Origin of the sequence: Paenibacillus flagellatus (assembly GCF_003217775.1) — a bacterium.
In the GTDB taxonomy this organism is placed as follows: Bacteria; Bacillota; Bacilli; order Paenibacillales; family NBRC-103111; genus Paenibacillus_AB; species Paenibacillus_AB flagellatus.
On the sequence record NZ_QJVJ01000004.1, the window covers coordinates 169,667 to 182,751 of the forward strand.

14 protein-coding genes are annotated in these 13,085 nt (G+C 61.1%); all 14 read right to left on the reverse strand.

All coding sequences use genetic code 11. The features are described 5' to 3' along the window. Positions 1-8 precede the first annotated feature (8 nt). The 14 genes from DLM86_RS10390 to DLM86_RS10460 all read right to left on the reverse strand — a co-directional run bounded on the left by DLM86_RS10390 (position 9) and on the right by DLM86_RS10460 (position 13,045). Positions 9-1,205, reverse strand: a complete 1,197-nt coding sequence (locus DLM86_RS10390; RefSeq protein ID WP_110839942.1) for a Ger(x)C family spore germination protein — start codon at positions 1,203-1,205, stop codon at positions 9-11. Between the two features lie 3 nt (positions 1,206-1,208). Further along, on the reverse strand, positions 1,209-2,828 hold the full coding sequence (locus DLM86_RS10395) for a spore germination protein (RefSeq protein WP_110839943.1): 1,620 nt from the start codon (positions 2,826-2,828) through the stop codon (positions 1,209-1,211). Positions 2,829-2,958: 130 nt separating this feature from the next. Next, positions 2,959-4,182: a fibronectin type III domain-containing protein gene (locus DLM86_RS10400; protein ID WP_146250192.1), complete on the reverse strand. Its 1,224-nt coding sequence runs from the start codon at positions 4,180-4,182 to the stop codon at positions 2,959-2,961. A gap of 261 nt (positions 4,183-4,443) precedes the next feature. Further along, the gene (locus DLM86_RS10405) at positions 4,444-4,725 is read right to left on the reverse strand and encodes a stage VI sporulation protein F (RefSeq protein WP_110839945.1); all 282 of its coding nucleotides are present in this window, start codon (positions 4,723-4,725) and stop codon (positions 4,444-4,446) included. 73 nt (positions 4,726-4,798) lie between these two features. Continuing rightward, positions 4,799-5,845: an NAD(P)H-dependent glycerol-3-phosphate dehydrogenase gene (locus tag DLM86_RS10410; protein WP_110839946.1), complete on the reverse strand. Its 1,047-nt coding sequence runs from the start codon at positions 5,843-5,845 to the stop codon at positions 4,799-4,801. Further along, positions 5,842-6,474, reverse strand: a complete 633-nt coding sequence (plsY, locus tag DLM86_RS10415; protein WP_110839947.1) for a glycerol-3-phosphate 1-O-acyltransferase PlsY — start codon at positions 6,472-6,474, stop codon at positions 5,842-5,844. The genes DLM86_RS10410 and plsY overlap by 4 nt, the downstream gene beginning before the upstream one ends. 15 nt (positions 6,475-6,489) lie before the next feature. Further along, positions 6,490-7,812, reverse strand: coding sequence for a ribosome biogenesis GTPase Der (der, locus tag DLM86_RS10420; RefSeq protein WP_110839948.1), 1,323 nt, complete (start codon positions 7,810-7,812; stop codon positions 6,490-6,492). Positions 7,813-7,973: 161 nt separating this feature from the next. Beyond that, a complete protein-coding gene (locus DLM86_RS10425; RefSeq protein WP_110839949.1) occupies positions 7,974-8,159 on the reverse strand; it encodes a capping complex subunit for YIEGIA in 186 nt (61 codons plus the stop codon). A 3-nt stretch (positions 8,160-8,162) separates the two neighbouring features. Then, positions 8,163-9,071, reverse strand: coding sequence for a YIEGIA family protein (locus DLM86_RS10430; RefSeq protein WP_110839950.1), 909 nt, complete (start codon positions 9,069-9,071; stop codon positions 8,163-8,165). Then, complete coding sequence (locus DLM86_RS10435) at positions 9,068-9,697, reverse strand: YphA family membrane protein (protein WP_110839951.1); 630 nt, start codon at positions 9,695-9,697, stop codon at positions 9,068-9,070. The genes DLM86_RS10430 and DLM86_RS10435 overlap by 4 nt, the downstream gene beginning before the upstream one ends. Before the next feature lie 110 nt (positions 9,698-9,807). After that, positions 9,808-11,037 (reverse strand): 30S ribosomal protein S1, encoded by a 1,230-nt coding sequence (rpsA, locus tag DLM86_RS10440; RefSeq protein ID WP_110839952.1) that lies wholly within the window; start codon positions 11,035-11,037, stop codon positions 9,808-9,810. A 123-nt stretch (positions 11,038-11,160) separates the two neighbouring features. Continuing rightward, positions 11,161-11,739, reverse strand: coding sequence for a lysophospholipid acyltransferase family protein (locus DLM86_RS10445; protein WP_110839953.1), 579 nt, complete (start codon positions 11,737-11,739; stop codon positions 11,161-11,163). 1 nt (position 11,740) lies between these two features. Continuing rightward, positions 11,741-12,424 (reverse strand): (d)CMP kinase, encoded by a 684-nt coding sequence (gene cmk, locus DLM86_RS10450; RefSeq protein ID WP_110839954.1) that lies wholly within the window; start codon positions 12,422-12,424, stop codon positions 11,741-11,743. Between the two features lie 306 nt (positions 12,425-12,730). Continuing rightward, a complete protein-coding gene (locus DLM86_RS10460; protein ID WP_110839956.1) occupies positions 12,731-13,045 on the reverse strand; it encodes a hypothetical protein in 315 nt (104 codons plus the stop codon). Positions 13,046-13,085: the final 40 nt, after the last annotated feature.

A 13,085-nucleotide genomic window follows, 5' to 3' on the forward strand; every position in this document is an offset into this window, starting at 1 on the left:
GCCTCCTCCTACTTCATTTCCTGAATGAACGATTTGCCGATTTTCCCCGACCTCCGCAGCTTGACGTCGACCTTGGTCGATACGGAGACGGTCGGATACACCTTCTCCCAGTTCGGCTTCATCTTTTTCCATTCCTTGGGACGATCGCGATAAAGGGTTTGGCCGAAGCCGAATATGTCCGACTTGTATGTGTCGCGGGCCGCCTTCACGGCCATATCCACAGCATGCTTGATCGACTGCTCCGCCTTCCGTTCCAGCTCGTAGATCGACCGGGTCTTCGACAAGTCGATCCGGCATTCCACATCGCCTACGTTTCCTTCCGCCCATATCTCGACGATCATTTCCGGTTTGCCTCCGGCAACGCTTCCCGTCAACTTCGTCCTGCTGCGGATCGTTTCGATCGCGACTTGTCCGCCGCTCTCGCACGGAAGAACGGATACCGTCCCCTCCACGTCGTTCACGATGTAGTTATAGCCCGCGCTTTCCTCCTCGTTCAGCCAGCCGACCAGCCGGTCGTTACGGAATACGCCCAGCTTGCCGAATTTCAAATACGTGTCGGGCAGCGTCATCTTGATGTTGTCCGTCGTTTTCCCTTTCGACGGTTCGCCGGATATCGTGACGCCCTGCAGGACCGGCTCTACGCCTTCTCGAATGAGGTCGTCGACGAAATGATCCAGATGGACGCCGATCGCCGGCGCCCAATATTGCTGAGCCGTCTCCAGCGTCTTGAACAGCTTGTTCGCCGGAATCGGCTCGAGCGGGGACAGCACGTTCATCACTTCGTTCGCCCGGACCTCCTTCGTGACCAGCACGTAAAAATCCGGGCGAAATTGATAATCCCGCAAAAAAACGTCCAGCACGTCGCGCACCCCGTCCCGGGCCACCGATTCGCCGATCACGAGCGCGCGAATGTGCGAGAAGTACATTTCCCGGGGAGAGATGGTCGTCAGCTTGCGCATCGCTTTCATGACCGATTCCGCCCGCATCTCGAACGTATTGACGGTCGCCGACTGCCTGCCTCCGCCCATCGGCGATATCGCGCCGGCATTGGCCGCCTGCAAAGTAAGGAGATAGACTTCGTCGACTTTGTCGATGCCTACGCCGGTGATGATCTGAATTTCGTTGATCTCTTTGCGGCTCCAGCAGCCGGATAAGAGAGCCAGCGCCAAGATGGAAAGAAGCAGCGCTGTCCGTTTTGGCGGCATGCGTCAATCACCCGTCTTTCTGGATCGGTTCGGCTGCGGCGGATCCGGCTCGGGAGGCGGCGTCCGTTCCCGCACGACGTTGTCCCCGCCGATCCGGTTCGGCCGGGTGCTCATCCTCCATAGAGGCAATCGCAGTATCGTATCTTTCTGATCGTCCGCGTTCATCGGCGCGAGCGGCGACATGTACGGCACGCCGAACGAGCGGAGGCTGCACAAGTGCGCGCCGAGGATCATCATGCCGATGAATATGCCGTACAAGCCGAAGCTGGCTGCAAGCGCCATCAGGACGAACCGCAGCATCCGCACCGGAATCGACATCGAAAACGAAGGGAAAACGAAGCTCGCGATCGCCGTTATCGATACCACGATGACCATCGCGGGCGAGACGAACCCGGCCTGCACCGCCGCCTCGCCCAAGACGAGCGCCCCTACGATCGAGATGGCGGGACCGACCGCCCTCGGCATCCGGATACCGGCCTCCCGCAGCAGCTCGAACGTAAATTCCATCATATACGCTTCCACGGCCGCCGGAAACGGCACCCGCTCCCGCTGCGCGGCGATGCTCATCATGAGCGTCGTCGGCAGCATTTCCTGATGAAACGTCGTGACCGCGATGAACAAGGAAGGGGCAAGCAGCGTTATGAAAAACGAGACGACCCGCAGCATCCGCAGCAGTCCGAAGTCCGACCGTTGATAATAGTCCTCCGGCGACTGGAAAAATTGCGTGAAGATGACCGGCACGAGAAGGACGATCGGCGTACCGTCGACGAGAATGGCGACTCGGCCCTCCAACAGGTTCGCCGCTACGGCGTCCGGTCTTTCGGTATTGTAGACGGTCGGAAACGGCGTGATCGTCTCGTCCTGAATCAGCTCCTCGATATTGCCGCTTTCCAATATCCCGTCGATCTCGATCCGGCCGAGTCGGCGCCGGACCTCCTCCACGATGTCGTCGTTCGCGATCCCTTTCATGTACATGATCGCCACGCTCGTTTTCGTCGCCTCGCCGATCGGCCTCGTCTCGAGCCATAGTCTCGGATCGTTGATTTTGCGGCGGATGAGGGCGGTGTTGGTCCGGATGTTCTCCGTAAACGATTCGCGGGGGCCGCGAACGACCGTTTGGGCCGACGCTTCCTGAACCCCTCTGTCCTCCCAGCCCTTCGTCCCGACGGCAAGCGCGTAATCGTAACCGTCCACCAGAATGACGCTGTCCCCCGCCAACAGCTTGGCGAACAGCCCGCCGAAGTCGGAAATCCGGATAGGGCTGCCGAGCATCGGGACGAACCGGCTCATCCATGCCATGGCGCTCTCGGAGGACTCGTCCCCCGCTTCGGGAGCCGGTTTGCCGGCGTTTAGCAGCAGCGATTCCATAAACCGGTTGATCATGGCGTGATCGGCCAAGCCGTCCGTATACGCGATAGCCGCCCGGGCGCTCCCTGACGGTCCGATCCGAAACTCGCGCATCGTCAAGTCGGTGCTGTCGCCGAGCGCCGACCGGATTCTGGCCATATTATCCTGCAGCGAGACGCTTAACGTCCCGCCGCCCTGGCGGGCTCCGCCCGCGGCGGCTTGGTCGCAGGTTGCGCGAATCGGCCGTTCGCTTGTCGTTCGTTTCCAAAATCGCATCGCGCGTCACCCATATGACGGTATCGTTTTGATTACTTTTTCCTCCCGTGGCAGCATTTATCCGGCAAACGGCGCCGCAAAACGACGGGCCCCCTCTTCCGGCAGCCGGAAGGGAGAGCCCGCGTTCGATTTATTCGGACACGTACGCGTTGATTTCGAACGAGACGATCGCCGGGAAGGCGATATACTCTTTTCGTCCCGCGAACGGTCCCCGATTGTTGCCGTAACGGTCGAGCGGATAGACGGCCGGCCCGCTTCCGTTCGCCCGCGCCTCGTACCAGCCGGCGAAGCCGTACGCTTCGGCGAGCGGCAGGTCGTATTCCTTGACTACGCCGCCGCTCAATGTAACGGCCAGCAAGGCGCGGTCGGGAACGGGAGCGTTGGGCATCGCCGTCGCCGGAGCGCTCGGCCCGCTTTCGCCGGCCGCGTTGACGGCGGTGACGACGTAAGCGTACGTCGTGCCGTTCGTCGCCGTCCGATCGGTATAATAGCCGTAGACGCTCGTGGCGACAGTCGTGTAAGCGCCGCCCGGCACATTCGCGCGTTTGACGTTGTAGTAGACGGCGCCGGTGACCGTCTCCCACTGAAGGACGACTCGTCCGTCGCCGGGAACGGCGGACAAGCCGGCCGGAGCGGCCGGGGACGTTTGGACGGGGACGGCCGAGGCGACGGCCGAATTGGCGCTTTCGCCGAATTCGTTATACGCCGATACGACGTAGTAATACGGAACCCCCCCTGCGACGGCCGTATCCCGATATTCCGTCGCGTATACCGAGCCGATGACCGTATACGGACCGGTATACGAGGTCGATCGTTTGACCCGGTAGCCGATCGCGTTCGGGTCGGAGTTCCAATCGAGCTCCACCGCCAAACCCGAAGCGGACGCCGTCAAGCCCGCCGGAGCCGAAGGGACGACCGGCGCGACGGAGCCGTATACGTCGAGCTCATACACGCGCAGCGGCTGTCCCGGGACGGCCGACGTCACCCGTACCGACTTCACGCCCGACACTCCGATCGGGAACGGAGCGGACGGCGCCGTCGTCGACGCTCCGGCTCCCGCTACGCCGACGCCGTTCGCGTCGAACAGGTACAGCTGGGCGTCGGGCGAGTCGGCGACGAAGACGAAGCCGGTCACGTCGACGGGACGGCTGAACGTCCATATGACCGTATCCGCGCCCAGCGTCTCGTACGTTTGCAAATTGCCGTCGGTCATCCGCGCGTGCGTCCCCGCCGGCGATGAAGCCGGCTTGCCCCGGAGCAGTCCGGCCGCGGGCGATGTCGGCTCCGCAAAGGCGCTTACTCCCGAGAACAGCAAGCCGACGATCGCGAGTCCGATCCATCCGAATTTTTTCAACAATGGACATCTCTCCTTTATGGGATCCTTATGCTCGACAGTTCGAACATATGTTCCCATTATAGGGAGAAGACCACAATCGGACAACTTGACGAAACGGACATTCCGGACGTTTCGGACGCGGCGGAGAACGGGAATTGCTCCGCACCGGGAATCGCCGTTCTCCCCCACTCCGCCGCCTTCGCATCGACTTCCGCGCACGCCAAAAAAAGCGCGATCCCCGTTACTCGGGAAATTCGCGCTTCTTGGCGGCCGGCCGCGTCATTTTTTGCCCATCATCATCTTCATCAGCGATTCCATATTGTTCGGGTTCATCCCGCTTTTTTGGACCGCGCTAATAATTTCGTTGATCGTCGATTCCGACACCGGTACGTTCACCATGCCGGATACTTGCTTGATCAGCTGGCGAAGCTGCGCCTCGCTTTGGACGGTGGACGGTTTGACGCCGCTGGCCAATTTATAGATATCTTTCTCGGAGACGTTTTTGCCGGACTTTTTCTTGATCGTGTTCAACACGTCTTTCGAAATGTTCTTGCCGCTCATGCCTGACCTCCTCATACGTTGACTTACCGTATTGTATGAGGCCGGTCATGCGAACGTGTAGGCGCCGGCGGCGTCAAAACGTCCATTTCACGCCGGACGCTCCGGCGATCTCCTCGATTTCGTGGGTGCGGACGCGGCCCATCAGATGGCCGACGGCCACCTGCGGCTCCTTGCCTGCGAACAGCACCTCGTACAGCTGGTCCGTGATCGGCATCGACACCTCGTATTGACGGGCCAGCGCGTGGGCCGCCTTCGTCGTTTTCACGCCTTCGACGACCATCCCCATCGTCCGGAGCACGTCGTCGAGCGGCTTGCCTTGGCCTAGCATGTAGCCCGCCCGCCAATTCCGGCTGTGCCGGCTCGTGCACGTGACGACCAGGTCGCCGACGCCGGACAAGCCGGCGAACGTCAGCGCGTGGCCGCCCATCGTGACGCCGAGCCGGGCGATCTCCGCCAGCCCGCGCGTGAGCAGCGCCGCCTTCGCGTTGTCGCCGAAGCCGAGGCCGTCCGACAGCCCCGCGCCGAGCGCGATAATGTTTTTGAGCGCACCGCCGACCTCGACGCCGATCGCGTCGGGGTTCGTATAGACGCGAAAGTACGAGTTGATCAGGACGTCCTGCGCCCGTTCGGCCGCCGTCAGCTCGCCCGCGGCGACGACGACGGTCGTCGGGCAGCGCCGGATCACTTCCTCCGCATGGCTCGGACCGGACAGCACGACGACGCTCGCGGGATCGACGCCGGTCAGCTCTTCGGCCAGGACGACGCTCATCCGCTTCATCGTCTCGGGCTCGAACCCTTTCGTCGCATGGATGACGACGCTTTCGGGACTCAAGTACGGCGCCGCTTGCCGCGCCACCTCCCTCATGACCGCCGAAGGGGCGACGAACAGCACCGCTTCCGCCCCGCGCAGCGCCTCTTCCATGGAAACGGTTGCGGCAATGCGCGGCGAAAGCTCCGCGTCGTCCGTATATTTCAGGTTGCGCCGGTCGCGGTTGATTTCGTCCGCCTGCGCGGCGTTGCGCGTCCATATGTTGACGTCGAATTCGTTGTCGGCCAATACCGACGCGAGCGCCGTGCCCCAGCTTCCGGCCACGAGTACGGCCGCTTTTCGAGCGCTCATCCCGCCCTCTCCTTTCCGCCAGGCGCGGCGCCCGATTTTTGTCCGATTTTGCTCTCTTTCCCTTTCACCAGCTTCACGATATTCGTCCGATGGCGTACGAACGCGAAAACGCCGATCACGACCGTCGTCCAAAAGACGGACGCCTCCACGTTCATCCACCAGGCGAGCACCGGCAGCAGTGCCGCCAGCACGAGCGAGCCGAGCGAAACGTACCGCGTGGCGGCGATGACGACGATGGCCGCGATGCCCGCGAACAGCGTAGGCAGAAAGCAAAGGGTCGCGGCCGCACCGATCGTCGTCGCGATGCCCTTGCCTCCCCGGAAGCCGAAAAAAATCGGCCAATTGTGGCCGGCGATGGCGGCAAGTCCGGCCAACGCCGGAATGTAGGAGACGTCGGCTCCCGCTCCGAGCCATTTGCCGATCCAGACGGCGGCGACGCCCTTCGCCGCGTCCAGCAGCAGGACGGCGATCGCCGGCCCTACGCCGATGACGCGCAGCGTATTGGTGGCGCCGGCGTTGCCGCTGCCGTGCTTGCGGATGTCGATTCCTTTGAACCATTTGCCGTACAAAAAGCTGAAGCTGATCGAGCCGAGTAAATAGGCCACGATGACCGGGACGAACGTATGCACCGCTGAACCTCTCCCTTATTCGTCGTCTGATTTTTTTCGCGTAAACAAGCGGATCGGGGTACCTTCGAAGCCGAAGGCGCCGCGGATTCGGTTTTCCAAATACCGCTCGTACGAAAAGTGCATCAATTCCGGATCGTTGACGAAGAGCAATATGGTCGGAGGCTTGACCGAAACTTGAGTCGCATAGTTGATCCGAAGCCGCTTGCCTTTGTCGGACGGAGGCGGGTTGATCGCCACCGCGTCGGAGACGACGTCGTTCAGCAGATGGGTCTGTACCCGCATCGTATGCTGCTCGCTCACTTCGACGACGACCGGCAGCAGCTTATGGAGCCGCTGCTTCGTCTTCGCGGAGACGAACACGATCGGCGCATACGACATGAACAGGAAATGATCGCGAATTTTTTGCGAAAATTGCTGCATCGTCTTATCGTCCTTCTCGACGATGTCCCACTTGTTCACGACGAAGATCGCCGCCTTGCCCGCCTCGTGCGCATAGCCGGCGATATGCTTGTCCTGCTCGATGATGCCCTCTTCCCCGTTGATGACGACGAGTACGACGTCCGCCCGCTCGATCGCCTGCATCGCGCGCATGACGCTGTATTTTTCCGTCGTTTCGTACACTTTGCCCCGCTTGCGCATGCCGGCCGTATCGATGAGCACGAACTTTTGTCCGTCCTTCTCGAACGGGGTGTCGATCGCATCCCGAGTCGTTCCGGCGATGTCGCTTACGATGACGCGCTCCTCGCCCAAAATGGCGTTCACGAGCGAAGATTTACCGACGTTCGGACGGCCGATGAGAGCGACCCGGATCGTATCTTCCCCGTACTCCTCGTCCGGCTTCTCCGGCAGCTTGTCGGCGACCGCCTGCAGCAAATCCCCGATGCCGAGTCCGTGCGAGCCGGAAATGCCGATCGGATCGCCGAAGCCGAGCGAATAAAATTCGTAAATGTCGTCCTGTCGTTTCAAGTTGTCCACTTTATTGACGGCCAAAATGACCGGTTTTTTCGCGCGGTACAACATTTGCGCCACTTCCGAATCCGAGGGCGTGATGCCGGCTTTCGCATCGACCATGAAGACGATCGCGTCGGCTTCTTCGATCGCAAGCTCCGCTTGCATTCGGACCGACTTCAAAATTTCGTCTTCCCCGTCAATCTCGATCCCTCCGGTGTCGATGACGCTGAACGATCGGCCCATCCATTCCCCGACACCGTAAATGCGATCCCGCGTGACGCCGGGTTTGTCTTCCACGATCGCCAGCCGGTCGCCGATAATGCGATTGAATATCGTCGATTTCCCGACGTTGGGCCGGCCTACGATCGCCACGATGGGACGTGCCATGCGATTCAACTCCTAATTCAGCATAATGAAATGTTCGGGGTTCTTGACCCACCCCGGCATACTCACGAGTACCATCATAACAAATTCAACCAACAAAGTGAAGTTGCGTATGCGGGCGCGAACATGGCCGTCAGCGCCTTGTCGACGACAGCGTTCGACCGTTACGACTCCTTGTGATCGACCAAAATCATCGAGCCGTTTTTCAAATCGTGGGCGGACGCGTCCAATATTTTCTCGAGCAAAAACGCGACGTCCTGCCGTTCCTCTTCCGTTTCGACAATAAAAATCGGCGCTCCCCCTCCGACCCGTTCGCGGTTTGTCGAAACGACGGCTAAAATTTTCCCCATCGGTCAAGCGCCTCCTTTCTTCTGCACGCCGGCTTCCGAAGGCATCCGGACGGCGCTCTCGAGCAGCGGCACGCGCAGCAGCACCTGCCGCGCCTTCTCGGCATCCTTCTCCTGCGGGAGGACGAACAGCGCCAGCCGGCCGTCGCGAATGTCGAGCTTGCCGAGCGGCACGAGCGCGGGCTCGCCGGAATCGCGGAATACGCCAAGAATGGTCGACAAATCGTGGAGCATCGCTTGACGCTGCCCCAAGTTGGCGAGCGTTACCCGGCAATTGCGGTTTTTCGGCTTCAATATCAGTCCGATCGCCCGGTCGCGAATCACGTCCCGGTCGGCGGTCAACCCGACGTTCATAATATAAATGTCGCCGACGAACAGATCGGGGCCGTCCAGCACCACGTCCGCGATTTCGACGTCGGCCGCATGGGCGACCGACTTGCCCGTCTTGAACCATTGCGCCACGAGCAGCGCCGCGACGCCGGCCAGGACGCCCCAATACGCGTTGAACAGGATCGTAAACAGCGAAGCGACGAACGCCGTGAAGATGACCAAATAATTGCGGCCCTCGAACACCATCGCGATCCCTTCGATATACGTGCCCCCGCGGGGGACAAGCTCCATCTCGTCCATCTTCGTCAACGTATTGCGCTCCATGTTGCGCACGTCCCGGAACTGCTGGGCGGCGACGGTCAAGAAGGTGATGGCGGTGTAATTCCGGTCGAACAGCGACGGCACGGCCACCGCTCCGAGCGCCGCCGCGATGACGCCGAGCGAAATATGGATGATTCGCCCGTGCGGGTACGTCGGATATTGCCGGTAGTCGGTCCGGAGCATCGTCAACCGGGCCAGCACCCCGAAGACGACGCCTACCAGGATCCCCGCCGTATATCGGTGCTCGTACAAATGTTCCGTCATTTTTTCAACCCCTTCCACCGGTTTGCCAAGCTTTTCGACGCGTCCCTTACCGTACCGGCCGCCGTCTCTCCCGCGACGGACAGCAAGCGGACGGCGAAAATCGCCATCCACCAATCGTCCTGAAACGTCAGCCCTCCGAACGAAACGCCGTACCGCTCCCGATGGACTATCGCGTACAGGGCGCTGCCGACCAGCATGGCGAAGCTGATGCAGGCGATTTGGTCCTGCGGCCGCCGAACGAGCAGGGCGGCGATAAGACCGAGCACGCACGACGTGCCCGTCCCGCTTCGGTACGGAAGGAAGAACGGGTCCACTTCGCCCAGATGCTTCAGCAAATAATAGACCGATGCGAGGAACAGGCCGAACGATACGGCATGCAAGCCCGCGAGCGCCGTCCGCTGCCTCGCCCATACCGCCGCGACGACGACGGCGAGCAGCAATACGATGCCGTTCGCCTGTCCGTACCCCGTCAACGGAAGCTGAAGCCGGCCGAGCGCGCACCAGCCGACGAAGAAGAGCACGATCGCCGGATCGGGGATGTCGCGCAGCAGCGTCCGCTTCCAGCCGCTTGCGAGCAATATGAGCGAGATACAGATCAAGATCCAGCACAGGAAGCCCGGGTTCATGTCGCAATCACCTGCCGTAGACGATAGTCCGCTTTAGTATTTGTGAACCGGTCCCATTTTAGGCATGCAAAAAAGACGGCCCCCTCGGGAGCCGTCTTGTATAAAACGTCTTATTTGAATTTGCTCAGCTTGTCGCCGAACCGTTCGCCAAGCGTCATGTTCAAGCTTTCTCTCGGCGGGATCGGCTCGTTGTGGCCGCCCCCGCGGGAACCGCCGCGATCGGAGCGGCGCTCCGGCTTGGCCGGCGCTTCCGGCGCTTCCTCGGTTTCCTTGATGCTGAGCGAGACGCGCTTCTCGGCCGGATTGAAGTCGAGAACTTTCACGTTCACTTCCTGCCCTTCCTTCAGCACCTCATGCGGCGTACCGATGTGGCGATGGGCGATTTGCGAAATGTGAACGAGACCTTCTACGCCCGGCGCGACTTCGACGAAGGCGCCGAAGCTGACGAGACGCTTCACCGTACCCGTTACGATTTCGCCGGCTTGGAACTTGCCGGCCGCCTGCTCCCACGGACCCGGTTGGGTGGCGCGGATGCTCAGGCTGATCCGGTCGTTCTCCGGATCGACCTTCAATACTTGCACCTTCACCTTGTCGCCTTCCTTCACGACTTCGGAAGGCTGTTGGACGTGGTGCCAAGCCATCTCGGAAATGTGCACGAGGCCGTCGATGCCGCCGATGTCGACGAACGCGCCGAATTGCGTCAGGCGCTGTACGGTGCCGTCGAGCTGCTGGCCGACTTGCAGGCTGCTCATCACCTGCTTTTTGTTCGCCTCGAACTCTTCGTCGAGCACGTCTTTTTGCGAAAGAACGACTTTGTTTTTCTCGCGGTCGAGCTCCTTCACCTTCAAGCGGAGCGTGCGGCCTTTATAGTCGGAGAAATCTTCCACGAAGTGGCGCTCGACCATCGAAGCCGGCACGAAGCCGCGCAGGCCTACGTCCACGACGAGACCGCCCTTGACGACTTCCTTCACCTGCGCCTCGATCACGGTTCCTTGCTCGAGCTTCGTCTGCAGATCGCTCCACGACTGCTCGCTGTCGACCGCGCGCTTGGACAAGACGAGCTTCTCCTTGTTGTCGTCGAGCGTCAAAATTTTCAGCTCGAGCTCTTGGCCGATTTCGACCGCGTCCGCGGCGTTGTCCAGATTGACGTTGGACAGCTCCTTCAACGGGATGACGCCGTCGTATTTATAACCGATATCGACAATGGCCTGGTTATCTTCGATTTTGACGATTTTTCCTTTGACGGTGTCGCCTTTCTTGTAAGCGACCACATCGGAAAGATCTTGAGTGGCGTTCTCGGCCGCTTCCGCGGATTCTTGCACTTTGATTTCTTCTGACATTTGGATTACCCTCCTCGACTGACGACCCTAACTGATCTTCTAAACAGTTAGACATAGTATAATTCCAAGATACCATTTCCATACGCCCGAATCAACGTCGGAACGGATCGGGGGAGTCTGACGCTACGAATGGGAAGCGACCAGCTCGCGAATCGTCGACATGATATGCTCGGTCGCTTGCTCCAGCGAATCGGAATTCGCCGAATCCCGATAAGCGGCCAGGTCGATCGGTTTCCCGTAGACGACCTTCATTTTGCGAAACGGCTTGTATCGCCCGATAATCGCAACGGGGACGACCGCAGCCCCGGAGCGGAGCGCCAAGCTCGCCGCGCCTTTCTTGCCCATGCCTCCGCCTCCCCGCGTCCCTTCGGGGAAAATCCCCATCATGCCGCCTTCGCCGAGAAGCTGCAGCGCATAGCGGATCGACTCCTTGCTGACGCCTCCGCGCTTGACGGGAAAAGCGCCCAGCTTCCGGATGAGCGTTCCGAACAGCGGGATGTCGAACAGCTCCGCCTTGGCCATGAAATGCACTTTCCGTTCGAGCGCGATGCCGACGGTCGGCGGGTCGAACGTGCTGATATGGTTCGAGCACAGAATGACCGGTCCGTCGCTCGGGACGTTCGCCACTCCTTCCGCCTGAAAGCGGAACACGGTTTTAAAGAAGATGCGGCATACGAGCCTGCCGAATCGGTAAAGCGACATGTTATCGGGTCCCCTTGCCTGCGGCCGTATTCGATAGTTCCAAGATGCGGTCCACCACTTGCGGTACGGTCATGCCGGACGTGTCCACCAGAACGGCGTCGTGCGCCCGTACGAGCGGCGACGCTTCGCGCTGCTCGTCCAACCGGTCCCGTTCGGCGATTTCCCGTTCGAGCTGCTCGAGCGTCACGTCCTCGCCTTTCGCCTTCATCTCCAGATAGCGGCGTTCGGCCCGTTCCTTGACGCTTGCGGTCAAAAAGATTTTCAACTCGGCGTTGGGAAGCACATGGGTGCCGATGTCCCGCCCGTCCATGACGACGCCGCCCGCCTTCGCCATCTCCTGCTGCTTGGCCACGAGAAGCGCGCGGATGTCCGGAACGGCCGCCACGGCCGATACGTTCCGGTTCACCTCCGAAGAGCGGATGAGGCCGGTCACGTCTTGACCGTCCAGCACGACCTGCTGTCCGTCCTCCCCCGGATGAAGCTCGATGCGGAGTCCCGCGGCCATCCGGACGAGCTCGTCCTTGCGCTCGGGGGCGATGCCGATCTGAAGCGCTTTCCACGTTACGGCACGATACATGGCGCCGGTGTCGATATAGACGAAGCCCAGCGCCCGGGCCACGAGACGGGCTACGGTGCTTTTGCCGGCTCCCGCGGGTCCGTCGATCGCTATATTGAATTTTTCCAACGAAAAGCGTCCTCCTTGTGTCGCGGCGAGTGGATACCGGTTGAGCTGAAAAAAGCAGGCCATGCCTGCCGTCTGAAGGAAATTATACCATACCGTCCGAACCGTTGCAAAACAAGATGTCGTCGCGAAACGAATCGGAACGGCCTTTGCGCTCGACGGGGCTCGCCCGAGCCGGATCGCCGAAACGCCGCAACCGGCTGTCGTCGGCCGCTTCGGCCGTTCGTCCGATCAGGCGCGCCGAAAGCGCGAAGCCCCGGCCGCCTGGTCCGAGGCGCCGGGGCTTGCCGTATGTACGATGCGTCCGGGTCAACCATCCCGGTCAGCCCGCTCGAACGGCACTCCTTCGAGCCGTTCCACCTTGACCGCCCACTTGCGGACCGCGGGCACCGACAAGACGAGCTGAACGGCGACCAGCAGCGCCAAGCCCGTCCATATCGCCGCGCGGAGGATGCGCTCGACCCGTTCGGACAACCGAACGAATACCGTCTCGTACTCCGTCGGCTCCCGCGGGTCCGGGCCGGAATCGCGCTTTCGGCGGCTCCGCGTTAACGGCTCCGGCTTCCCGGCTGCGTCGGCCGTCCCGATCTCCCGCTCCTTCGGCGATTCGTCCTTCCCGACCATAACGATTCCCACCCGGCGTCCGATTTGTCAGCATTATACC

Bases quoted from the DNA above. Each gene is read 5' to 3' on its own strand.
- rpsA (WP_110839952.1), bottom strand. From the start codon at position 11,037: ATGTCAGAAGAAATCAAAGTGCAAGAATCCGCGGAAGCGGCCGAGAAC.
- DLM86_RS10435 (WP_110839951.1), bottom strand. From the start codon at position 9,697: ATGAACCCGGGCTTCCTGTGCTGGATCTTGATCTGTATCTCGCTCATA.
- DLM86_RS10410 (WP_110839946.1), bottom strand. From the start codon at position 5,845: ATGAGCGCTCGAAAAGCGGCCGTACTCGTGGCCGGAAGCTGGGGCACG.
- der (WP_110839948.1), bottom strand. From the start codon at position 7,812: ATGGCACGTCCCATCGTGGCGATCGTAGGCCGGCCCAACGTCGGGAAA.
- DLM86_RS10430 (WP_110839950.1), bottom strand. From the start codon at position 9,071: ATGACGGAACATTTGTACGAGCACCGATATACGGCGGGGATCCTGGTA.
- DLM86_RS10425 (WP_110839949.1), bottom strand. From the start codon at position 8,159: ATGGGGAAAATTTTAGCCGTCGTTTCGACAAACCGCGAACGGGTCGGA.
- DLM86_RS10460 (WP_110839956.1), bottom strand. From the start codon at position 13,045: ATGGTCGGGAAGGACGAATCGCCGAAGGAGCGGGAGATCGGGACGGCC.
- DLM86_RS10395 (WP_110839943.1), bottom strand. From the start codon at position 2,828: ATGCGATTTTGGAAACGAACGACAAGCGAACGGCCGATTCGCGCAACC.
- DLM86_RS10445 (WP_110839953.1), bottom strand. From the start codon at position 11,739: ATGTCGCTTTACCGATTCGGCAGGCTCGTATGCCGCATCTTCTTTAAA.
- DLM86_RS10405 (WP_110839945.1), bottom strand. From the start codon at position 4,725: ATGAGCGGCAAGAACATTTCGAAAGACGTGTTGAACACGATCAAGAAA.
- DLM86_RS10390 (WP_110839942.1), bottom strand. From the start codon at position 1,205: ATGCCGCCAAAACGGACAGCGCTGCTTCTTTCCATCTTGGCGCTGGCT.